The sequence below is a fragment of the Streptomyces sp. A3M-1-3 genome, assembly GCF_024213665.1.
In the GTDB taxonomy this organism is placed as follows: Bacteria; Actinomycetota; Actinomycetes; order Streptomycetales; family Streptomycetaceae; genus Streptomyces.
The window spans coordinates 1-21946 of record NZ_JANAVP010000043.1 but is presented as its reverse complement, the minus strand read 5'-3'; the positions used below and the strand labels follow the sequence as shown (position 1 = coordinate 21946).

Sequence of the window (21946 nt, the reverse complement as noted above, 5' to 3'; positions counted from 1 at the left end):
CTCATGCTCCCTTCGCAGCCTGGAACAGCTCCGCCCGCGGATCGTCGCCCGCGGTCGCCTCGCGATAGGACTCCAGCGCTTCCCTCGCCTTGTCGCTGAGGTCCGTCGGTACGGCGACCTCGACGGTGACCAGCAGGTCTCCGCGGGTGCCGTCCTTGCGCAGCGCTCCCTTGCCGCGTGCGCGCATCGTACGGCCGTTGGGCGTCCCGGCAGGCAGTTTCAGGGTGACCGGCGGACCGCCGAGGGTCGGCACCTTCACCTCGCCGCCGAGCGCCGCCTCCGGATAGGTGACGGGCACGGTGACGGTGAGGTTGTCGCCCTTGCGGCCGAAGACCGGGTGGGCGTCGACATGGACGACCACGTACAGGTCGCCGCCGGGCCCGCCCCGTTCGCCGGGAGAGCCCTTGCCGCGCAGCCGGATCCGCTGGCCGTCGGAGACGCCCGCCGGGATCCGGACCTGCATGGTCCGCGAGGACTTGGCCCGGCCGCTGCCCTTGCAGACCTCGCAGGCGTCCTGGGCGATCAGCCCACGGCCCTTGCAGTCCGCACACGGGTCGGTGAGCGAGAACGAGCCGCTGCCGCCCCGGCTGACCTGCCCGGTACCGACACAGGTCGGGCACACACGTGGTGTGCCGTGCCTGTCGCCGGTGCCGGAACACGCCTTGCAGGGCGCCTGGCTGGTCATCCGCAGCGGAACCGTGGCCCCGTCGACGGCCTCGGTGAAGCTGAGCGTCACCTCGGACTCGATGTCCTGGCCGCGCCGCGGCTGCGTACGCGTACCCGGGCCGCTCCTGTTGAACAGGCCGCCGAAGACATCCCCGAGACCGCCGCCGAAGCCGCCGGCACCCGGGCCCCCGGCCGGCGCGCCGCCGAAGAGGTCGCCGAGGTCGAAGTTGAAGTTGCCGCCGGCCCCGCCGGGAGCCGCTCTGAAGCCACCGTTGCCGAAGAGGGCGCGAGCCTCGTCGTACTCCTTGCGCTTCTTCGGGTCACCGAGGATGTCGTTCGCCTCGGAGATCTCCTTGAAGCGCTCCTCGGCCTTGACGTCACCCTTGTTGGCGTCCGGGTGGAACTCGCGGGCGAGCTTCCGGTACGCCTTTTTGATCTCGGCCTCGGTGGCGTCCTTCGGGACGCCGAGGACCTTGTAGTAGTCCTTCTCGACGAAGTCCTTGGTACTCATCCCCGACGTCCCTCCTTCCTGCTGCTGCTACTGCTGCTACTGCTGCTACTGCTGACGTCAGCCCTCGTCCGGGCCACCGTTCTCCTCGTCCTCGTCCGCCTTCGCAGCCTGCGCCCCGGGCTGGGGCTCGGCCACCGCGACACGCGCGGGGCGGATGGTCCGCTCGCCGATCCGATACCCCGGCTGCAGGATCGCGACGCAGGTCGTCTCGGTGACGTCCGGTGCGTAGCTGTGCATCAGGGCTTCGTGGATCGTCGGGTCGAAGGGCTCGCCCTCCTTGCCGAACTGCTGCAGACCCATCTTCGCGGCGACCGTCTCCAGGGATTCGGCCACCGACTTGAAACCGCCCACCAGCTCGCCGTGTTCACGGGCGCGGCCGATGTCGTCGAGTACGGGAAGGAGTTCGCTCAGGAGGTTCGCGACGGCGACCTCCTTGACCGTGACCCGGTCCCGCTCCACCCGACGGCGGTAGTTCTGGTACTCCGCCTGCAGCCGCTGCAGGTCCGCCGTGCGCTCGTTGAGCGCCGTACGCACCTGGTCCAGCTGCGCGGTCAGGGCAACTTCCTGCAGGTCCCCGGCCGGGGCCGCGGGACCCGCCTCCTCGGAGGAGTCGGGTCCGGCGGCCTGCGGCACGGCGTCTTCGGGGATGGCGCCGGAGGGGACTTCAGGCTTCTCGTCGAAACCCGGGGTCTCCTCCGTCACGCGGCACCACCCTTGCGGTCGTCGGCCTTCTCGTCGTCGACGATCTCGGCGTCCACGACGTCGTCCTCGGCGGCCTTGGCGTGGCCGGCTCCGTCCGGACCCGGCGCCTGGGCGCCCGCGCCTTCGGCCTGGGCGTTGGCGTACATGGCCTGGCCCAGCTTCTGGCTGACCGCGGCGACCTTCTCCGTGGCGGTGCGGATCTCCGCGGTGTCCTCGCCCTTGAGCTTTTCCTTCAGCTCGGCGATCGAGGTCTCGACCTCGGACTTCACGTCACCCGGGACCTTGTCCTCGTTGTCCTTGAGGAACTTCTCGGTCTGGTAGACGAGCTGCTCGGCCTGGTTGCGGGTCTCGGCCGCCTCGCGGCGCTTGTGGTCCTCGTCCGCGTACTGCTCGGCCTCGCGCATCATGCGGTCGATGTCGTCCTTCGGCAGCGCGGAGCCACCGGTGACGGTCATCCGCTGCTCCTTGCCGGTGCCGAGGTCCTTGGCTCCGACGTGCATGATGCCGTTGGCGTCGATGTCGAAGGTGACCTCGATCTGCGGCACGCCACGCGGGGCCGGCGGCAGGCCGGTCAGCTCGAACATCCCGAGCTTCTTGTTGTACGCCGCGATCTCGCGCTCGCCCTGGTAGACCTGGATCTGCACGGACGGCTGGTTGTCCTCGGCCGTCGTGAAGATCTCGGAGCGCTTGGTCGGGATCGTGGTGTTGCGCTCGATGAGCTTCGTCATGATGCCGCCCTTGGTCTCGATACCAAGCGACAGCGGGGTGACGTCGAGCAGCAGGACGTCCTTGACCTCGCCCTTGAGCACACCGGCCTGAAGGGCCGCGCCGATGGCGACGACCTCGTCCGGGTTGACGCCCTTGTTGGCGTCCTGGCCGCCGGTCAGCTCCCTGACCAGCTCGGCGACGGCCGGCATACGGGTCGAGCCGCCGACCAGGACCACGTGGTCGATCTCGGACAGCGCGATGCCGGCGTCCTTGATGACGTTGTGGAACGGGTTCTTGCAGCGGTCGAGCAGGTCCGCGGTGAGCTGCTGGAACTGGGCGCGCGTGAGCTTCTCGTCCAGGTGCAGCGGGCCCTCGGCGGAAGCCGTGATGTAGGGCAGGTTGATCGTGGTCTCGGTCGAGGACGACAGCTCGATCTTCGCCTTCTCCGCGGCCTCGCGGAGACGCTGGAGAGCCATCTTGTCCTTGCCGAGGTCCACGCCGTGGCCGTTGGCGAACTGCTTCACCAGGTAGTCGACGACGCGCTGGTCCCAGTCGTCACCACCGAGGTGGTTGTCACCGTTGGTGGCCTTCACCTCGACGACGCCGTCACCGATCTCCAGCAGCGAGACGTCGAAGGTGCCGCCACCGAGGTCGAAGACGAGAATCGTCTGGTCGTCCTTCTCGAGCCCGTAGGCGAGAGCGGCGGCCGTCGGCTCGTTGACGATGCGCAGTACGTTGAGACCCGCGATCTCGCCGGCCTCCTTGGTGGCCTGGCGCTCGGAGTCGTTGAAGTACGCCGGGACGGTGATGACCGCGTCGACGACCTTCTCACCCAGGTAGGCCTCGGCGTCGCGCTTCAGCTTCTGCAGGATGAAGGCGCTCATCTGCTGCGGGTTGAAGTCCTTGCCGTCCAGGTTGATCTTCCAGTCGGTGCCCATGTGGCGCTTGACCGACCGGATGGTCCTGTCGACGTTCGTGACCGCCTGACGCTTCGCGACCTCGCCGACGAGCACCTCGCCGTTCTTGGCGAAGGCGACGACGGACGGCGTGGTCCTGGCGCCTTCGGCGTTGGTGATGACGGTGGGCTCGCCGCCTTCGAGAACGCTGACGACGGAGTTAGTCGTGCCCAGGTCGATGCCGACCGCACGTGCCATTTCAATTCCTCCAGCTGACTTGAGTGGAACAGGCTCAAGGATGCATGAAGGATCCCGACGAGTCAACAGACCTGAGCGAAGGTGACTCAACTCTCTGGCCTTTATCCCGCTCATACGCGACCTGCGCGGGCGTGCGGGACGCCGTGGCCTGCGCGTCGCACTCGGATGTTCCGCATCAAGTCGGGCAATGTCGGGAAAGAACCCGAACGGGGCATGGGCCCCAGACGCCCGGACGGGGCACGGGCCCGCCCCAGGCACCCGAACGGGGCACGGGCAGGCACGAGCCCAGGGAAAGGACGCGGGACATGAGAGCCAAGCGGGCGCTCGATGCGGCCGGCAGCCTGGCCCTGCTCCTCATCCTGGCACCGCTGCTGATCCTCCTCACCGCCGCCTCCGTCGCCACCTCGGCCGGCCCCCCGTTCACCCGTCGGACGGCGGCGGGACTGTACGGCCGGCCGTTCGAGACCCTGAAGTTCCGTATCGCCCCGACCCCGCTCGGGCGGCTGCTCGACCGGTACGCCCTCGACGAACTCCCGCAGCTGGTCAACGTCTTGCGGGGCGAGATGTCACTGGTCGGCCCGCGGCCGCTGCCCGCCAGGGACCCCGCCTGCACCGTGCACCGGCTCGAGGTACGCCCGGGCATCACCGGCCTGTGGCAGGTGGGTGCACGCTCCGATCTCCCGTGGGAGGAGATGTCGCTGCTTGACCTGCACTACATCGAGCATCATTGGCTCGGGATGGATCTCGCCATCCTTGTCCGTACCGTCCCCGCCGCTCTCCGGCCGCGCCGCAGCCGACTCAGGGTTGCCTGAGCGACACAGATCACCGCGTGCGCGGCTACAGTGCGGCGGCATGAGTGGGTAATCTCAGCACAGACTGATTAAGTTACCGCTTAGTAATTGCTGGATTCCCACCCTCCCTCGCAGGCCCGAGGAGCCACCATGCAACTCGCCGCGATCGTCGTGTCGCTGGTCCTGACCGTGGTCGGCGTTGCGCTCATCGCCCGAGCCGTCGCGCAGATCTACCGGTTCGTCAAGCTCGGCCAGCCGCTGCCCGCGGGCAGCCGCACCGACAACCCCAAGCAGCGCACGATCACCCTGGCCAAGGAATTCCTCGGCCACACCCGGATGAACCGGTGGGGCATCGTCGGCTTCGCGCACTGGTTCGTCGCGGTCGGCTTCCTGACGCTGCCGCCGACGCTCGCACAGGCGTACGGCCAGCTCTTCCAGGCCGACTGGGTGCTGCCGGTCATCGGCGGCTTCCTGCCGTTCGAGATGTACATCGAGTTCATCGGCCTGATGACCGTGGTGGGCATCGTCATCCTGATGGCGATCCGGCTGCTGAACCTGCCCTCGCGGGCCGGCCGCAAGTCGCGCTTCGCCGGCTCCAAGGCCTGGCAGGCGTACTTCGTCGAGTACGTCATCCTCACCATCGGCCTCGCCATCCTGGCGCTGCGCGGGCTCGAGGGCGCGATCCACCACGTCGAGGGCTACGAGGCCGCGTACTTCGTCTCGTACCCGCTCGTCCTGGCCTTCGAGGGCTTGAGCGTCTCCACCCTCCAGACGCTGATCTACTTCACCGCGATGATCAAGATCGGCACCTCGCTGATCTGGATGATCACGGTCTCGCTCAACACCAACATGGGTGTCGCCTGGCACCGCTTCCTCGGTTTCCCGAACATCTGGTTCAAGCGGAACGCCGACGGCGCCAGCGCGCTCGGCGCGCTCCAGCCGATGACGAGCGGCGGCAAGGAGATCGACTTCGAGGACCCGGGCGAGGACGACGTCTTCGGTGTCTCCCAGGTCGAGCAGTTCTCCTGGAAGGGCATCCTCGACTTCTCCACGTGTACGGAGTGCGGCCGCTGCCAGTCGCAGTGCCCCGCCTGGAACACCGGAAAGCCCCTCTCGCCCAAGCTCCTGATCATGTCGCTGCGCGACCACGCGCACGCCAAGGCCCCGTACCTGCTGGCCGGCGGCGGCAAGACGATGGAGGGCGAGGAGAGGGCTTCGGCCGAGGCCCTGGCCGGTGTCCCGGCGGCGGCCCTCGCCGAGGCCGAGCGCCCGCTGATCGGGACGCTCGAGGAGAACGGCGTCATCGACCCGGACGTGCTGTGGTCCTGCACCACCTGCGGTGCGTGCGTCGAGCAGTGCCCGGTCGACATCGAGCACATCGACCACATCGTCGACATGCGCCGCTACCAGGTGATGATCGAGAGCGCGTTCCCGTCCGAGGCCGGGACGATGCTCAAGAACCTGGAGAAGAAGGGCAACCCCTGGGGGCTCGCCAAGAAGCAGCGGGTGGAGTGGACCAAGGAGGTCGACTTCGAGGTCCCGATCGTCGGCAAGGACGTCGAAGACCTGTCCGAGGTCGACTACCTGTACTGGGTCGGCTGCGCCGGCGCCCTGGAGGACCGCGCCAAGAAGACCACCAAGGCCTTCGCGGAACTGCTGCACATCGCGGGCGTCAAGTTCGCGATCATGGGCGGCGACGAGAAGTGCACCGGTGACTCGGCCCGCCGCCTGGGCAACGAGCCGCTGTTCCAGCAGCTCGGCCAGGAGAACGTGGCCATGCTGAACATGGCCTTCGGCGAAGACGACGAAGACGAGTCGTCGAAGAAGCCGAAGTCGAAGAAGAAGATCGTCGCGACCTGCCCGCACTGCTTCAACACCATCGCGAACGAGTACCCGCAGATCGGTGGCGAGTACGAGGTCATCCACCACACCCAGCTGCTCCAGCACCTCATCGACGAGGGCAAGCTGATCCCGGTGACCCCGGTCGAGGGCCTCATCACGTACCACGACCCCTGCTACCTCGGCCGCCACAACAAGATCTACACGCCCCCGCGCGAGATCATGGACAAGGTCCCGGGCCTGCGTCAGCAGGAGATGCACCGCCACAAGGAGCGCGGCTTCTGCTGCGGCGCCGGCGGCGCGCGCATGTGGATGGAGGAGCGGATCGGCAAGCGCATCAACACCGAGCGCGTCGACGAGGCCCTGGCACTCAACCCGGACATCGTCTCCACCGCCTGCCCCTTCTGCCTGGTCATGCTGACCGACTCGGTCAACGGCAAGAAGAACGACGGCACGGCGAAGGAATCGCTCCAGGTCGTCGATGTCGCCCAGCTGCTGCTCGACTCGGTACGGACGCCGGTGGACCCGGCCGGCTCGGAGGAGCCGGAGGGGGCGCCGGAGCCGGACCCGGAGCCGGACCCCGCGTCGGCGCCGGTGAAGTAGGCCGTGCGTGCGTACGAACGCGCCTACGCACGTACGTACGCACGCACGCGCAGCGGAGAACGGCCGGACCTGCCTCGGGGGCAGGACCGGCCGTTCTGCGTCGTACCGCACCGCACCGGGGCCGGGATTCCGGGGCCAGGGTTCCCCCTAGGGGATGTCACAGCTCGGCAGCAAACCCCGGCGTGTTCCGGCAGGCTGTCACCGGGACCCGCCGGACCAGGTACGTTCGAATGCGTGGCTGGATTCAGGATCGGACGCGGCCGGGACAACCGCACCCCGCAACAACAACCCCCGCAGCAGCAGCCGTACGGGCAGCAGGCGCCTCCGCCGCCGCCGTACGGCGGCCAGGCAGCGCCGCCCCAGTACGGCGGCGGCGCGCCGCAGCAGCAGTGGCAGCAGCCCGGCGGCGGCTACGCCGGCGGGCAGCAGCACCCGAGGCAGCAACGGCCGCAACGGCACGGCGAGCCGGAGTACTTCGGCGACCCGTACCAGCAGCCGCAGCACGGGGACCCGTACGACAACAACCCCGGCCACACGCGTGCCTTCAGCATCAACGACGACCCCTACGGCGACGGCTCCACCTACCGCGCCGGGCAGACCTCGGCGCCGCCGGCTGGGCCGCGCCTGCACTGGAAGCAGCTGCTGAGCGGCATCGTGCTGCGCCCGGCGTCGACCTTCTGGCAGATGCGCGACCACGCGGTGTGGGGACCGGCGCTGATCGTCACGTTCCTCTACGGGCTGCTCGCGGTCTTCGGCCTCGACGACGCCCGCGAGGAAGCGATCAACGCGACGCTGTCCAACGCCATCCCGATCGTCCTCTCGGCCGGCGTCGCGTTCGTCATCTGCGGCCTCATCCTGGGCGGCGTCACACACACCCTCGCCCGGCAGCTCGGCGGCGACGGCGCGTGGCAGCCCACCGTCGGCCTCTCCATGCTGATCATGTCGATCACGGACGCGCCCCGGCTGCTCTTCGCGGTCTTCCTCGGCGGCGAGAACACGCTGGTACAGGTGCTGGGCTGGGTGACCTGGCTAGCGGCCGGCGCCCTGTTCACGTCGATGGTGAGCAAGTCGCACGACCTGCCGTGGCCGAAGGCGCTGGGCGCGTCGGCGATCCAGCTGATCGCGCTGCTGTCGATCATCAAGCTCGGCACGATCTAGGCGCGCGGAACAAACGCAAGGGGCCCCGGCACGGTCAGGTAGTCGGTAGTTCCTCCGCGGGCATTCGGCCCGCGCGCACCGCGTCCACCAGGGCCTGGTGGTCGCGCTCGTTCTGGTCTGCGTATGCCTCTGCGAACGTGGCGAGTGCGCGGTCGAACGCGTCGCCGCTGCCCAAGTACGCGGCGATCGCGATCCGATCGCCGGATCGCGCGTGGGCGCGTGCCAGGGTGACGCCGCAGAGTTCGCCGAATGCCCGCATGCCCTCCGGCAGCATCGTCTCCGGCATGGCGATGCCCTTCCAGTCGCGCAGCTGGCGGAGGTAGAAGTCGCGCTGCTTGCCGTCGATCCCGATCACCCGTTCCCAGCCGAGGAAGATATCGCTCGCGGCCTGCATCAACCGCTGGCCCGAGACCACCCGCTCGCCCTGGTTGCGGTACTGGCTCGCGCCGACGTGGGCGGCGAGCACGGAGGTGTCGGCTTCCTTGGCCTGCAGGAAGAGCGGGTCCTGGCCGTCCCGGCCGAGCAGCAGCAAGATCCAGCAGCGTGTGCCGACGCTGCCGACGCCGACCACCTTGCGGGCGACGTCCGCCAGCCGGTAGTCCTCCAGCAGCGTGCGTCGGTCGGACGCCAGGGTGCGGCCGTACCGCTCGATCAGGCCGCCGAACTCGCGTTCCAGCGCGCTGCGCTCGATGTCCGGCAGCAGGTGGGTGATCGGCACCAGCAGCGGGGGGTCGGCCGCGATCCTGGGCCGGCCGTCGACCGTCTCGGTGAGCTTGTCGAAGGCCTGCAGGCTGTCGCGGGTGCGGGCCTTCGCCATGGCGCGGGCCAGGTTCTTCTCGCCGCGCTTGTGGAGCTGCCCTGCGGTCAGGGCCTGGACGCGCTCGGCGTCGATCTTCGCGTACCAGACGTCGAGGTTGCGCATGCCCGCGAAGCGGATCATCGCCTCGCGGTACGAACGCACCGTGGAGCGCGCGATGAGGGCGCGCGCGGCGGCGTCGAAGCCGTTCGCCCGGCCCGCGATGACGAGACTGGCCGACAGTCGCTTGACGTCCCACTCCCAGGGGCCCGGCAGTGTCTCGTCGAAGTCGTTGATGTCGAACCATCAGCTGCCGCTCCGGGGAGGCCAGCAGCCGGAAGTTCAGCATGTGCGCATCCCCACACAACTGGGCCCGGATTCCCGAGTCCGGGCTGCCGGCCAGGTCGGACGCCATGATCGCGGCGGCTCCGCGGTAGAAGCGGAACGGGGATTCCGTCATCCGGCCGTAGCGTATCGGTACGAGTTCGGGCACCCGCGCCGCGGACTGTGCCTCCAGGATGGACAGCGAGTCCTGCCTGCGCGGGGACGGCTCATACGCGGCGTGGCCCGACCGGGGTGAGCGGCGCCGGGCCTCCTTGCCGCGGGCGGCGCGTTCCTCGGGCGCAGCGTGCGGAGCCGCGCGCATCGATGTGGTCGACTTCTGGGGCATGGAAGGCCCTCCAGCCTGGCCCTGCGGCCGTCAGGACGCCCGGGGCAGCGCGCGACGGCACGGGTCGGCTCCGTGTCCTGCTCAGCTGCCGCTCAGGCAGCGTGTCTGCGCTCAGCCCTGGGCCTCGGCGACGGCGACGGCGATGCCGAGTGCTCTGGCGATGTTGCCTGCTGCCGTCATGACGCGGGGGCGGGGGCGGGGTCGATGTGGGCGACGTAGGAGATCGGCGGAGCGTCCGAGGCGGCGAGGGCCGCGATACGCGCGAGCATGAACATGTCCGGGGCCAGCGCGCACCGCTCGGTCGAGTCGACCGTCATCGCGGCGAGGGTGTCCAGGACGGGGGTTCAGATGCTGTGGCCATCTCGGATCGTCTCCCGGTGGTGTGTCGCTGATGCGGATCCGGCCGCGGAGGCAAGGGTCCGCATCGGTGCAGCGTCTCTCCCCGACCGTAAGTCCCTTCCGGGCGGGTTGCCTGTCGAGCCGGTCGTCCGAGGCAGGCGCTGTGGCTGCAGCGCCTCCGGACGGAACCTGTGGGCCACCGGGGTGCTCGGCACCGGCCGCGAGGAACAGCTGCTCCGGCCGCTGGACGGGCCGGGCAGAGTCCAGGCCGGTGTCACCGCAGTCGCCGAGGGCCGGCTGCCGGTGCTCCGGCACGTCAGTTCCCTCACGCAGGTCGGGAGTGGCGGCCTTCGCGGCGTCGTACCAGGTGCCGTAGCGGTCGGCGAAGAACGGGGCCGACATGCCGTGCAACAGAATGCTGAGGCCGATGGTGACCGAGACGACTCGGCCCAGCAGGTCGATCCCGGGCACGTGCTCCTCCACCATGAGAAGTCCGAAGACCACGGAGGCCAGGCCGCGGGAGCCGAACCAGCCGACATGGGCCACGGTGGGCAGCCGCATGCCGGTGCCGGCCGGCGCCAGGGCCACGGCAGCATTCTGACCACCGTCAGGCTGAGTACGGCGTACGTGACGATCCGCCAGTCCAGGTGCTCCAGCGCCGGGCCGAGCAGCACCGCCCCGAAAACCAGAAGGCTCAGCGTCCCCAGCAGCCCGCCCACGTACTCGGCCAGGTCGGCAGTCCGCTCGCCGGCCGGCTCCCCGCTCGCCGCCTTGCCCTTGCGCAGGGCGACGCCGAACGCCAGCCCCCCATCCAGGTGGCGATGAACCCGCTTCCCTCCACGGCTGTCGCCAGGCTGTACGCGCAGAAGGCCACCGCCAGGACGAACACCTGCCGCCACTAACCCGTCACCCAGGCGCGGGCCCGCGAAACGGTCAGCAGCCGTCCACCGATCCCTCCGAAGGCCAGGCCCAGCGCCGTGCTGACCGCCAACGCCCGCCAGAAGACTCCGCCCCGATGCTGAGGGGCAGGCCGATGGCCAGCAGGCGCAGGGGCAGGAAGCCGCCCGTGCGCAGGTCCCGTCGGCGTACCTTCATCGCATCGGTGAAGAGCAAGAGGGCCAATGCGGCCAGCACAGAACCGGCATCGTGGCGCAGGTCGAGAACGTCCAGCCCGACCGGCCCGATCAGCACCCCGACGCCGGTGAACACAATCGGCGCCGACACAACGGTTGATACCAGTCGCCGCGAGAACAGCGCATAGCCGGCGCCCCACTCTCCAGCCGCAGCGAGCGAGTCCGCGACCGGGAGGTTCCCGGGAGCTCCGCGGCACAGACCGCCCACGCCACAGCAACTACTCCCGTCCAGACGCCGGTGTCCCTGGCCGCGCGGTGAACCGCACTCCAGTGATTACGTGACATCGGGCCGGGCATCGTGGAGGCCGAACAGAGGCCCAGTGTGGCCCGACGCCGATGCCTGGACAGCGGACCGACACGCGCACGAAAGTGCTGTCGGGTGCCCGAATCAGGGCCGGCCTCGCGGTCCTGCGGGCACCCGCGAGCGTGCTGCCGGCGGACTCGCGCACGGGATACGACGCACGAGTGCCGGGGAGCCTGGTGGGTCCACCGTGCCCCGCGCGTCGTGAGCGTCCGGAGCGAAGACGGCAATGGACGAGCTGTTCGACACGCTCGTCCACGAGCAGCCCGCCGACTCCGTCGACCCTGAAGGCCGGCGGCGCGATCGGCATCGCCAAAGGGCAGTGAGTTCAAGCCCGACCAGCGGATGCGTGCCCTTCCGGTGGAGGCCGTCGCCCTTGGCAACGCCTGCGCCCGCACGCTCGGCCTGCACGCCCGCGGCCAGGAGGCTTCGCTAAGTACGACCCCGGACGGGGTGCGGCTCCATCCGCCCGCCTCCGGGCGGGCGATGAACTTCCGGACCGCGTTCTTCTACCTCGCCACCGGCGACTCGCCCGCGATGTGCATGCGCCTGACCGGCGTCGGGCTCCCAGTACCTGATGGTTGCCGCCGACTCCACCGGCCAGCCGTTCGACGGCGCCCACCGCTACCGGCTGACGCTGCCGGCCGGGATCCCCGCCGCCCGCTTCTGGTCCCTGACCGTCTACGACAACCAGACCCGCTCCATGCCGCAGACTCCACAGCGCTACCCCTGGGCAGGCAGCCAGACCTACCCCGGCCCCGCGGCCACCGCGGACCAGGACGGCACCATCTACACCTGAGTGCGATGGAAGTTGAGGAAGGACCGCGAAGCAGTCGGCCCCCGCTGCCCCTGATAGCGGGACCCGTAGCGCTCGCTCCCGTACGGATGCTCGGCCGGCGAGCTGAGCCGGAACATGCAGAGCTGCCCGATCTTCATGCCGGGCCAGAGCTTGATCGGCAGGGTCGCGAGGTTCGACAGCTCAAGCGTGACGTGCCCCGAGAATCCGGGGTCGATAAACCCCGCGGTCGAGTGCGTCACGAGCCCCAGCCGCCCCAGCGAGCTCTTGCCTTCCAGCCTGCTGGCGAGGTCGTCGGGCAGCGAGACGACCTCGTACGTCGAGGCCAGGACGAACTCACCGGGGTGCAGGATGAACGCCTCGTCTCCCTCCGGCTCGACCAGTCGCGTCAGATCGGCCTGCTCCACCGCGGGGTCGATATGCGGATAGCGGTGGTTCTCGAACACCCGGAAGTAGCGGTCGAGCCGCACGTCGATGCTCGAGGGCTGCACCATCGACTCGTCGTACGGTTCGACGCGCACGCGCCCGGCGTCGATCTCGGCCCGGATGTCCTTGTCTGAGAGAAGCACGCCCCGAGGATACGCAGAGCGCGCGGGCCCGCCGCAATTCCGACCTGCAGCGACAGCCCCGCTCGTCTCGCTAGCGCTTCTCCAGGACCACCGGCACCGCATGCCGCAACCGGGCACAACGGGGACAGCGGATAAGCCGCCCCGGCCCGATCCGGCCCTCCCCGAGCTGCTGCATCGGGAACGAAGCGGTGCTGAAAACGTGCCCTTCGGCACAACGGACGACGGTGCGCTCCATCGAGTCCCTTTCCCCAACGACCAACAAGCGACGAATCGCCACATTAGGGGATGAACAGGACGCCACTTCATGCGGCACTCCGCCTCTCAAAGGTACGCCCCAACTCCCCCCACCCGCACCCGAAATCCCACCACGGAAACAGCGGAACGGCCCCGCGGCAAATACACCGGGGGCCGGGCATGGGGTAGAGTGTGCGACGATGCGGGCGGGGATCAACGGCCCGTTACGCGGGTGTAGTTTAATGGTAGAACATGAGCTTCCCAAGCTCAGAGCGCGGGTTCGATTCCCGTCACCCGCTCCAGCAGAAAGCCCCAGGCCAGCGGCCCGGGGCTTCTTTGTTGTCTAGACCGGTTCAAGCGTCTCGTGCCCGTTCCGTGCCCGATGCCTGATCGTCTGGCCTGCTCTCCGACTTCTGTCGCTCGCTCCGAACCCGAGCGTCGATGCCCTCGGCGACTTCCCTCTGACGCTCCTGGTTGGAGTGCTGATAGATCAGCGCCGCCTTCTCGGAGGACTGCCCCGCGCGCACCATCGTGTCCTTGAGCGTCGCGCCGGACTGAGTCGAGAGGGTGTGTCCGGTGTGACGAAGATCGTAGAAGCGGAAGTTGTCGGGCAGCCCCACCATTGCGCGAGCCTTGCGCCACTTCCGCCCAAAGGAGGACCGCCGGAACGGGGCCCCCTTCTCCCCCACGAACAGCAGACCGTCCGGCTTCTTCTCCGCGTACCAGGCGAGGTGCCGTTTCAGATCGCGCTCCAGGAAGCCGGGCAGCACGAGGTAGCGCCGTCCGGCAGCGGACTTCGTGTCACCAGGTGCTCTGCGACCAGTGGTGAGTTCCGGCTCTGCGTTCCGAATCCAGACGCCGACGTTCTCCAGATCCACGTCCGGTCGGCGCATCGCTGCTTGCTCTTCCGGACGGGCGGGGCCGTACGCAGCGAGGTAGACCATCAGCCGCCACCGCGGACCCATCGCATCGGCGAGGGCGTCCACCTGCTGCACAGTGGCTGTCGGACGCTCATCCGCCGATTCCTTGCCTGCTCCCCTGATCCGGCAGGGGTTGCGACGGATCAGCTCATCGTCGACGGCCGTCTCCAGAATGGCCTTGAGCAACCGGTAGCACTTCGCAATCGTCGTGTCGGCCCCGGTGGTGTCCAGCCGCTCCGAGCGCCACGCGCGAACCAGGGGCGCGGTGATCTCATCGAGATCCAGTTCCCCGAAGGTCGGCAGGATGTGCAGTCGCAGGTTCCGCCGGTACAGCTCATCCGTGGTGGCCGACAGACGCCGCTCCTTGACCCAGCGGATCGCGTACTCCTTGAAGTTCACCGCACCGGCGTCCGGGTCTACCCAGTCCCCACGGCGAAGCTCAGTCTGCCTCTCTGCCAGCCAGTCATCCGCCTCGCGCGTAGTCGCGAAGGTGATCGGGGCCGGGCGGTCGACCCCATCAGGCCCCAGGTAGCGCGCCTGGAAACGCCCCGAAGGCAGCTTGCGGATACGCCCGAAGCGCCTCTTCCTGCCCTTCCCCGCCATCAGGCAGCCCTCCCGTACCGAGTCCGACGCCGCACAGGCTCCACCGTGTTCGCAGCGATGTACGCGCGTACGGCACTTTCGGGGATGCGGACGTGTCGCCCGACTTTGACGTACGCGATCCGGCGTTCCTCGATCAGCCGCCGGGGGAAGCGGACCGTGGTGCCGAGCACTTCGGCGACCTGTACGACGCTGAGATACCGGTCGTTCATGGGGTGCTCTCTCCTTCCGTGCTGTCGGGTGTGAAGGCGGCGGCGAGCCATTCCTCTCCGCGGGTAAGGCCGGTTCCAGCGAAGGTCCAGTGAGCGAGGACGAGCGTGGTGTCGTCACTGTCCGGATCGGCCGGCGCGGGGGTGTCGTCGGCGCGCGCGATGGCGGCTTGGAGACGTCGCCACTCGGCGCGGGCGGTACGGAGGGCGCCGAGGGTGGTGGAGTAGCGGCGGGTTTTGGTGGAGAAGTGGCCGCGGAAGCCGAGCATGTGGGCCCAGGCCCGGAGCCGGAGGTCTTCGAGGTCTTTGCGGGCGCCGAGGGTCCAGGCGGTGCGGATCATCCGTTGGGCGTGGTCGGGGATGGTCATGCGGCCGAGTTCGGCGAGGAACTTGATGGGCCGGTCCAGGGTGCCGGTGGCGGTTTCGGCGCCCTTGGTTGCGTACTTGGCGATGTAGGCGGCCACGGCTCGTTCGGTGAGTTCGGTGCCGCCGTCGAGGTCGGCGGAGCGGATGGTGCGGATGTCGAGCTGGCGGCCGAAGGAGAAGGTGTGGGCGCGGGCGTTGATGACGGGGCCGGGGACGTCGGCCGCGGTGGCGGCGGCGTGGATGGCGTCGGTGAGGAGTTCGGGGGTGGCCCAGGCCGGGGGCGGGGTGTCGCCGCCGTCGGGGCCGTCGAGGCGAATGACGGCGTGGAAGTGGATGGCGCCGCGCCGCTGGTATTCGGCGACCTTGGCGAAGGAGACGCGGGCGTGGTCGGCGAAGTCGCGTTGGGTGAGTCCGGCGCGCTTGGCGACTTCGCGGCGCAGGTAGATGGAGAAGCGGGCCCAGATCTTTGAGGCGTGCGCGTTCCACAGAACGGCCGCTTCGTAGTCGTAGCTCTCGGGGTCGAGCGGGGTGCCTAACTCGGGTGCGTCGTCGGGGTGCTGGGCGCCGCAGCGGCAGCGACCGGTGGCGGGCCGGTTGTGGACGGCGCCGAAGCTGGGGGCGGTGAAGGTGGCGAACACCCGGGGGTGGTTGGCCACCTGCTCGGGGGTGCCTTTGCCGCCGCGGAGTCCTGCGGTAATGAGTTGGTAGGTGTCGCGGCGGTAGGTCTCCGCGCACGCGGCACAGCGGGTGGTGCGGCGGTTGTTGCAGCGGACCAGCAGGTTCCCGGCGGGCAGATCTCCGGCGTGGAGTTCGCCGAGGATTTCGCCGGTTGCGGGGTGGATGTCGGTGCGGTGGCCGTCGAGGCGGATCGGGGTGGTGCAGCCGCCCAGGCCGCGGAGTTGGCGGACCAGGCCGGGCATGGTGCCCAGGCCCGCGAGGAAGGCGAGGTCCCGCAGCGGCGGTGTGGTGGTCGTGGTCAAGGTCGGGTCCTCCTCTCAAAGGGGTTCGGGCCGGGGCGCCGGGCAGTTCGGCCGGCGCCCCGGCGGGGTGGTCAGCGGCGGGCGAAGACGGCGGTGGCCGCGGCGGCGGCAAGGACACGCAGGGCGGGGACGGTGCCGGTGCCGTGGCAGGCGCGGCAGTAGGCGGTGACGGTCCGCAGGATCCCGGCGGAGGTGCGGCCGCCGAGGGTGACGTGGACGGAGGCGAAGCCGTCGCAGTCAGGGCACACGCGGGCCGGGGCAAGGTGGTGCTGGGGCATGATGTTGTTTCCTTCCGGTTGATGGATCGGGTAGGGGCTCTGGGCCGTCCGGGCGGCGGATACTTGGCGGTAGAGGCCGCCCGGAGGGCCGGTCAGCGCTGTCGTGTCTGGCTGTTGAGGAGCGAGCGCAGGACCACGGCGCACACCGCGACCGAGGCGGCGGTGATGGCGACCGCGAGCAACAGCGAGACCAGGACCGCGCCGACCACGAGGACGACCGCAGCACCGGCGCCGACGACGGCGAGCAGGCCGGTCGGGGTGAGCCGGACCGCCGGAGCCGAACGCATCGGAGCCGGAGCAGCGGCCGGGGTGGTGTGCTGGCAGGCACACGGAGCGGCGTGGTGCTGCTCGACCGGGGCCGTGTGGGTGAGCGGGGTGACGATGCCGGTCGGTGTCGGCATGGTCGGGATGCGGGGACGGAACATGGTGGATCTCCCTTCAGGGCTGGCTATTTGGTGGTGCCGTTGACGACGTCGACGCCGGCCTTGGTGCCGGATTCGATGGCGGGGGCGAGGAAGGTGTCGGCGAGGAGGAAGCCGCCGAGGAGGAGCACGACGATCAGCCAGGTCGGCGGACGCATGAGGCGAATTCCGAAGTAGCCGAAGATGGCGACCAGGACGACCAGCGGAAGTTCGACGTTCATCGCGGTGTGCTCCCTCGGGGCTAGTTGATCCGGCAGCGGTGGGTGCGGGCGGCGAGTTCGGCGGCGGAGCGGGTGGTGTAGTCGGAGGACCAGCCGCAGCCCTCGGCGGTGCACACGGCGGCGGTGCGGGTGCGGCCGTGCCGGTCGCGGTGGGTGCCGATCTGCACCGGGCCGATCCGGCTGATGGAGTGGAAGAAGTCGCGGGCAGGCATGACAGGTCAGTCCTTTCGTGTCAGGTGAGTTGGGCGGCGATGGCGTCAGCCACGGAGGCCGGGACGCCGAGGCGGGTACGCAGGGTGTCGGCGTCGATCCGGTTTCCGGTCGCGGTGTGGTGGGCGGCGGCGAGCTTGCGGGCGTGGTCGACCAGCGCGGGCGGCACATCCTCCACAGGCGGCGCAGGTGCGGGCAGGGCGGGGACAGGCTCGGGAGCGTCGACCGCGACCGGCTGCGGCTCGGGAGCCGGGGTGGATTCGGCCGGCACGGTCACCGGCTCGACGACGTTCAGCGGCTCAGGCTCCGCGGGCGTCGTGGGGGTGTGGGCGAGAAGGGTGCCGCCGAGGAAGGCGAGCGCGGGCCATCCGGCGACCAGGATCCGCAGCCAGTCCGGCACGTCGGCCAGGTCGAGCAGTCCCGCGGTCGCGACGTTCGCGCCGAGGGATGCGGCGAGCGCGACGGCGAACCAGGTCCAGGCGGCCCGGGTCGGGGCTCCGGAGGCGCGGAGGATGCGCAGGCGCCGCCAGGCCGCGACGAGGAGCAGGTCTACGCTGATCGGGTAGGCCCAGGCTTTCCAGCCGTGCTGTCCGGCCGCTTCGGCGATGTCGTGCAGGTGGGCGAAGGACAGCGCACCGGCGATCACGGCTTGCACGAGGACGGCATCCGGGCGGATCGAGCGGGTCACGGGTCTTCACCTCCTTCAGAGTTGGGGCCGGGGCCGGGCGGGGCTCACGCGTCCTGCCGCCCGGTCCCGGCGGGGTGAGGGTCAGGTGGCCCAGGGGCGGCCGTTGGCGGTGGCGATGGCTTGCAGGACGAGGCCGAGATTCGTGCCGTCCAGCCCGGTCACTGCGTCACCCAGGCGCACCGGGACGTCGCTGTCACCCAGCGAGGCCGCGATGGCGAGGATCCGCAGTTCACTGCTCGATCCGGGCAGTTGACCGGCGGCGAGGGCGGCGGCGACCTTGTGCCAGTCGATGCCGTACGGGTACGGCTCGCCCTCGTCGTCGTCGATCAGCAGCAGGTCCGGGTGCCCGGTCAGGCGGGGAATCCAGGTGCCGTGCGCGGCGAGCAGGGTGATGGCGGCGGTCTGCGCCGTCCAGCCCTCAGCCGCGCGCCACAGGATCTGCGCCAGCTCACCAGTGGTGATCGTCGTCTTGGACACGGGGTTACTCCTTCGGTTTCGGGCATGGCGGGGGTAGGGACGTGGCGCGAGACGGTCGCGCCGACCGAGAGTGCTGGGGTGGATCAGGCCGTGGCCGGTGCCGCGGTGGGGGCCGGGATCTCCACCGGCGCGAGGTCTGGCAGCACCGGACGGAACGCCGCCAGCTCCGCAATCACGGGGGTGCGGTGCGCGTTCGTGTTGCAGGCGGAGACGGCCTGCCGCATCGTCGTGAACGGCGTGCGGATGCGGATCCAGCCGCCCGTAGAGTCACCGGCAATGGCCATGCCGGGTCGTTCGGTGGGGATCTGTGTGGTGGCGAGTACTGCGTCCGGGGAGATGTCGCCGAACGCCATCTTGGCGGAGGCTTCATCGTTGACCCGGTGGGAGACGCGGCCGGTCAGCTGGGCCCGGAGCATGGTGATTCCGTCGCCGAGTTCGGCGCCGAAGCGCTGCCCGCAGATCTCCACATAGATGCCGGCCGCGCGGCCGAGCTGGACGAGTCGCACCAGCGCGGTGATGATCCGCTCGCGGCGCTTCTTCTCTGCCGTGTTGGCGAACAGGGCCAGCTCCGCCACCTCATCCACGACCAGCACGATGGGCACCGGCCGCAGATCCTCGGGCAGGCCCCAGATGTCGGCGGTGATCTCCGCATCTTCGGTGTCCGCGCTGATCCGCTGCTCCCGCCGGATCACCTGATAGATCGCACCCATCCGGACCACGAGCGCTTCCAGCAGGTCCGCCGCATCGTCAGGGTTGTCGGCCAGAGCGGTGAACCGGCGGGCCAGCGGGGCGAGTTCGACGCCTTGCTTGCAGTCGATGCCGACGAGGGCGACGTGTCGCGGGGCGAGTTCCTTGACCAGGTGCCGCTGGTAGACGGACTTGCCGGACTTGGTGGCGCCGAGGTTCAGCGCGTGCGGCACCTCTTCGTAGTCGCGGTAGTGGATCTCCCCGTCCTCGCGCAGGGCCACCGGTATGCGCAGCCCCTCCCGTACGACCTTGGCGGGCATCTGCACCCGCTTGAGGACGTCGTAGCCGGTCATCCGCAGCTCGACCACACCCGACTTGATCTCGCGGGAGACGATGCCCTGCATCGAGAACGAATGCCGCAGCCGATCCGTGGAGGCCGCGAAGTCGAACGCGTCCTGACCGGGCCGCAGCTTCAGCCGCAGCACCAGACCCGTACGGGTCGGCCGCAGCCGCAGCACCCGCGGCGGCCGGGACTCAGGCGCCGGACGGTTCGCCATCCGGGCCAGTGCCAGCCGCAGCCGGGACGGCGGAACGGTCAGCCCGCAGGCGTCCATGACCGAGGCGTACCGGAAGGTCACCCGGATCATCGCGAAGACGATCCCGAAGCTCATCCAGTACCAGGCCGGACGCTGCCACCGCAGCACCAGCGCGACGGCGACCAGCACGAGCAGCAGGGCCGCTAACAGCTCCCGGGACATCCCGCTCAGTCCTTCGCCCCGGACGGGGTGACCAGAGCCACCGCGCGGAAGGCGATGCCGAACCGCTTCTCGCCGCCGAAGGTGTTCTCCCAGTCCCGGGCCTTGAGGTCGATGACCTTTACCGGCATCCCCAGCTTCACACCCGCCGGGATCCCCGTCTCCGGGATCGAGACGTTGTAGAGGTTCGCCTCACCGTCATCCGCGATGGTCAGGCCGACCGTCATCATCTTCGCCTTGGTCTCGCGGTCGACGGCAATCTCACCCGTCTCCTTGTTGATCACCTTCAGCTTCGGCTCGACCGCAACGAACACGATGGCGGTCGAAAGGTCGATCTTGAAGGACGACATTGCCACTCCTTGTTTCGGGGCCTATGGCACACGAGGACGAGCCCTCTCGCTGTCCTAGGACTGCGGTGCCTGATACGACAATGACGCACAGTCCCAGGACTGTCAATGTCCTAGGACTGTGCTTGACTTGTTCTGTCGAGGAGGAGGTCCACGTGGCACCCAAGTGGCGCGAGCTGGCTGACAGGCTGGCCGAGCGGATTCAGAGCGGCGAGTACGCGCCTGGCCAGCAGCTGCCCCACATTCGGGACCTGGTGGACGCTGGCGAGGGCTCGAAGTCCACGGTTCACGCGGCCTACAAGGCTTTGGAAGCCGAAGGGCTGGTCACCTCCTCGCGAGGCCACGGCACGGTCGTGCGACACCAGACGCCGCTCAAGCGGCTCGGAATCTCGCGGTATGACAAGGCCAAGTGGCGTGACGGTGATGAGGTGGCGTTCATCGCAGACCGGGTGGCTTCTGGTCGCGCCTACCGCCGCAATGAGCAGACGCAGTCGGTCAGCCGAATCGAAGCCCCACCCAAGGTCGCAGAGGCACTTGGACTGCCGGCCGACACTGAGGTGTACGCGCGAGCACGGCTCGTGAAGGAAGGCGAGCAGCCGACGCACACTCTGACCAGCTACTACCGCCCTGAGCACGTCGAGGGAACGCGCCTGGTGGACCCGACGCCGGGACCTGCCGGCAGGGGCGGTGGCTACCGGGTGCTCTACGACGCTGGATACGAGATTGACCACATGAAGGAAGCACTGTTCGCCCGTGTCCCCACGGCCGAGGAAGTGAAGCTCCTTCAGTTGCCTACTGGAGAGCCGGTGATGGAGCTTCATCGGACGACCTACACGGCTGACGGCACCGTGGTCGAGTTCGCCATTGGCGTCCACGCCGCTTCGCGCTTTGCGTGGGAGTACGACTTCAAGGTGCCGGACTCGGCAGAGAAGCCAAAGGGCGACCAGTGATCCCGACCCAAGAGGTGTGGGACGACACCCAACTGCTGTGGGATTACCAGCTGATGGGTCACGATCCGCGTCCGTGCTCCGTTGCCATCAGCCTGGGCAGTCACGATCTCGGCGTCGCTGACACCACGGTCGATCTGTATCGACGCGGCATGATGCCGCTGATTGTGTTCACCGGGGCGACGAGCCGAACCACGCGCGAGCGGATGCCCCGCGGTGAGGCTGTGCACTATCGGGAGCGTGCCCTCGAACTGGGGGTTCCTGCTTCGGCCGTCCTAGTGGAGCCCCACGCACGCAACACCGGCGAGAACATCCGCTTCTCACGCTCGCTGCTGGAAGAAAGCGGTGTCGAGGTGTCGTCCGTGCTGCTCGTCAGCAAGCCGTACGAAGAGCGTCGGGCCTACGCCACGGCACGCAAGCTGTGGCCGACAGTCGAGTTCGTGAGCACTTCCGCGCCCATGACCCTCAGCGAGTACGCCGACTCGATCGGCGACGCCCGCTTGGTGATTGACATGCTGGTCGGTTCCCTTCAGCGGCTCCTGATCTATCCCGAACAGGGTTTCATGATCAGCCAGGAAGTCCCCGAGGACGTCATCGCAGCTTACGAGCGTCTGTGTGCCCAGGGCTTCACAAGTCGACTCGTGCCCGGTACTGCTCGGGCTGAGTGAGTAGAAACCTTCTCTACGGGTTCAAGGCGGCTCGCTCCGCTCGCCGCGCGCTCCCCGGCTCACCGCCGGGGCCCGACGCTCCTGTCTCCGCCCCGCTCCGGGCCCCGGCTACGCCGGTCGCGCGGCTAGGGCCTGTTGCGAAAGTGGATCTCGCCTGTGAAATGATCTTGTGTTGTGGCGCGTGCAGATCTGACGGACGAA

Annotated in this window: 23 protein-coding genes, 1 tRNA gene and 2 pseudogenes; 8 read left to right on the top strand and 18 right to left on the bottom strand. The window is 69.2% G+C overall.

What is annotated here, in order from left to right:
• Position 1 precedes the first annotated feature (1 nt).
• Genes dnaJ through dnaK form a run of 3 tightly spaced genes read right to left on the bottom strand, consistent with a single transcriptional unit; the run spans position 2 to position 3741 of the window.
• Entirely contained in the window at positions 2-1177 is a 1176-nt protein-coding gene (gene dnaJ, locus NLX86_RS31905) for a molecular chaperone DnaJ (RefSeq protein ID WP_254375304.1), read from the bottom strand.
• Positions 1178-1234: 57 nt separating this feature from the next.
• Positions 1235-1879 carry a nucleotide exchange factor GrpE gene (gene grpE / locus NLX86_RS31900; RefSeq protein WP_254375303.1) on the bottom strand — a complete coding sequence of 215 codons (645 nt, stop codon included), beginning with the start codon at positions 1877-1879 and terminating at the stop codon, positions 1235-1237.
• Complete coding sequence (dnaK, locus tag NLX86_RS31895) at positions 1876-3741, bottom strand: molecular chaperone DnaK (protein WP_254375302.1); 1866 nt, start codon at positions 3739-3741, stop codon at positions 1876-1878. The genes grpE and dnaK overlap by 4 nt, the downstream gene beginning before the upstream one ends.
• A 305-nt stretch (positions 3742-4046) precedes the next feature.
• Between dnaK and NLX86_RS31890 the strand changes: the two genes are divergently transcribed.
• From NLX86_RS31890 to NLX86_RS31880, 3 genes are all read left to right on the top strand, one after another.
• On the top strand, positions 4047-4553 hold the full coding sequence (locus NLX86_RS31890) for a sugar transferase (protein WP_254375301.1): 507 nt from the start codon (positions 4047-4049) through the stop codon (positions 4551-4553).
• Positions 4554-4682: 129 nt separating this feature from the next.
• The gene (locus NLX86_RS31885) at positions 4683-6974 is read left to right on the top strand and encodes a (Fe-S)-binding protein (protein WP_254375300.1); all 2292 of its coding nucleotides are present in this window, start codon (positions 4683-4685) and stop codon (positions 6972-6974) included.
• Between the two features lie 234 nt (positions 6975-7208).
• Positions 7209-8132 (top strand): Yip1 family protein, encoded by a 924-nt coding sequence (locus NLX86_RS31880; RefSeq protein ID WP_254375299.1) that lies wholly within the window; start codon positions 7209-7211, stop codon positions 8130-8132.
• 34 nt (positions 8133-8166) lie between these two features.
• On the opposite strand, the pseudogene NLX86_RS31875 reads toward NLX86_RS31880, so the two are convergent.
• Together NLX86_RS31875 and NLX86_RS31870 are read right to left on the bottom strand one after the other, a co-directional pair.
• A pseudogene (locus NLX86_RS31875) lies at positions 8167-9598 on the bottom strand (DUF2252 domain-containing protein).
• A gap of 111 nt (positions 9599-9709) precedes the next feature.
• Positions 9710-9959, bottom strand: a pseudogene (locus NLX86_RS31870) (carboxymuconolactone decarboxylase).
• A gap of 625 nt (positions 9960-10584) precedes the next feature.
• On the opposite strand from NLX86_RS31870, the gene NLX86_RS31865 reads away from it, so the two are divergent.
• Positions 10585-10839: a hypothetical protein gene (locus NLX86_RS31865; protein WP_254375298.1), complete on the top strand. Its 255-nt coding sequence runs from the start codon at positions 10585-10587 to the stop codon at positions 10837-10839.
• Between the two features lie 31 nt (positions 10840-10870).
• On the opposite strand, the gene NLX86_RS31860 is transcribed toward NLX86_RS31865, so the two are convergent.
• Positions 10871-11146: a hypothetical protein gene (locus NLX86_RS31860; protein WP_254375297.1), complete on the bottom strand. Its 276-nt coding sequence runs from the start codon at positions 11144-11146 to the stop codon at positions 10871-10873.
• An 802-nt stretch (positions 11147-11948) separates the two neighbouring features.
• Here NLX86_RS31860 and NLX86_RS31855 point away from each other — a divergent pair.
• A complete protein-coding gene (locus NLX86_RS31855) occupies positions 11949-12170 on the top strand; it encodes a DUF1214 domain-containing protein (RefSeq protein WP_254375296.1) in 222 nt (73 codons plus the stop codon).
• Here the strand turns inward: NLX86_RS31855 and dcd are convergent.
• Positions 12161-12736: a dCTP deaminase gene (gene dcd / locus NLX86_RS31850; protein WP_254375295.1), complete on the bottom strand. Its 576-nt coding sequence runs from the start codon at positions 12734-12736 to the stop codon at positions 12161-12163. The genes NLX86_RS31855 and dcd overlap by 10 nt on opposite strands.
• A 462-nt stretch (positions 12737-13198) precedes the next feature.
• On the opposite strand from dcd, the gene NLX86_RS31845 reads away from it, so the two are divergent.
• Positions 13199-13272 (top strand) — tRNA-Gly (locus NLX86_RS31845).
• A 51-nt stretch (positions 13273-13323) separates the two neighbouring features.
• Here NLX86_RS31845 and NLX86_RS31840 read toward each other — a convergent pair.
• From NLX86_RS31840 to NLX86_RS31790, 11 genes are all read right to left on the bottom strand, one after another.
• Positions 13324-14493 carry a tyrosine-type recombinase/integrase gene (locus NLX86_RS31840; RefSeq protein WP_374214007.1) on the bottom strand — a complete coding sequence of 390 codons (1170 nt, stop codon included), beginning with the start codon at positions 14491-14493 and terminating at the stop codon, positions 13324-13326.
• On the bottom strand, positions 14493-14702 hold the full coding sequence (locus NLX86_RS31835; RefSeq protein ID WP_254375294.1) for an excisionase family DNA-binding protein: 210 nt from the start codon (positions 14700-14702) through the stop codon (positions 14493-14495). Before NLX86_RS31835 ends, NLX86_RS31840 begins: the two co-directional genes overlap by 1 nt.
• The gene (locus tag NLX86_RS31830; protein ID WP_254375326.1) at positions 14699-15985 is read right to left on the bottom strand and encodes a replication initiator; all 1287 of its coding nucleotides are present in this window, start codon (positions 15983-15985) and stop codon (positions 14699-14701) included. Before NLX86_RS31830 ends, NLX86_RS31835 begins: the two co-directional genes overlap by 4 nt.
• 131 nt (positions 15986-16116) lie before the next feature.
• Complete coding sequence (locus NLX86_RS31825; RefSeq protein WP_254375293.1) at positions 16117-16323, bottom strand: hypothetical protein; 207 nt, start codon at positions 16321-16323, stop codon at positions 16117-16119.
• Between the two features lie 92 nt (positions 16324-16415).
• A complete protein-coding gene (locus NLX86_RS31820; RefSeq protein ID WP_254375292.1) occupies positions 16416-16748 on the bottom strand; it encodes a SpdD-like protein in 333 nt (110 codons plus the stop codon).
• Positions 16749-16771: 23 nt separating this feature from the next.
• Positions 16772-16966 carry a hypothetical protein gene (locus tag NLX86_RS31815; protein WP_254375291.1) on the bottom strand — a complete coding sequence of 65 codons (195 nt, stop codon included), beginning with the start codon at positions 16964-16966 and terminating at the stop codon, positions 16772-16774.
• Between the two features lie 20 nt (positions 16967-16986).
• A complete protein-coding gene (locus tag NLX86_RS31810; protein ID WP_254375290.1) occupies positions 16987-17178 on the bottom strand; it encodes a mobile element transfer protein in 192 nt (63 codons plus the stop codon).
• A 20-nt stretch (positions 17179-17198) separates the two neighbouring features.
• Entirely contained in the window at positions 17199-17864 is a 666-nt protein-coding gene (locus NLX86_RS31805) for a DUF2637 domain-containing protein (protein ID WP_254375289.1), read from the bottom strand.
• 81 nt (positions 17865-17945) lie between these two features.
• On the bottom strand, positions 17946-18341 hold the full coding sequence (locus NLX86_RS31800) for a hypothetical protein (protein WP_254375288.1): 396 nt from the start codon (positions 18339-18341) through the stop codon (positions 17946-17948).
• Positions 18342-18424: 83 nt separating this feature from the next.
• Positions 18425-19786, bottom strand: a complete 1362-nt coding sequence (locus NLX86_RS31795; RefSeq protein WP_254375287.1) for an FtsK/SpoIIIE domain-containing protein — start codon at positions 19784-19786, stop codon at positions 18425-18427.
• Positions 19787-19791: 5 nt separating this feature from the next.
• Positions 19792-20133: a hypothetical protein gene (locus tag NLX86_RS31790; RefSeq protein ID WP_254375286.1), complete on the bottom strand. Its 342-nt coding sequence runs from the start codon at positions 20131-20133 to the stop codon at positions 19792-19794.
• A gap of 152 nt (positions 20134-20285) precedes the next feature.
• Here NLX86_RS31790 and NLX86_RS31785 point away from each other — a divergent pair, with 152 nt between their 5' ends.
• Both NLX86_RS31785 and NLX86_RS31780 read left to right on the top strand, forming a co-directional pair.
• Complete coding sequence (locus NLX86_RS31785) at positions 20286-21080, top strand: GntR family transcriptional regulator (protein ID WP_254375285.1); 795 nt, start codon at positions 20286-20288, stop codon at positions 21078-21080.
• A complete protein-coding gene (locus NLX86_RS31780; protein WP_374214006.1) occupies positions 21077-21745 on the top strand; it encodes a YdcF family protein in 669 nt (222 codons plus the stop codon). The genes NLX86_RS31785 and NLX86_RS31780 overlap by 4 nt, the downstream gene beginning before the upstream one ends.
• Positions 21746-21946: the final 201 nt, after the last annotated feature.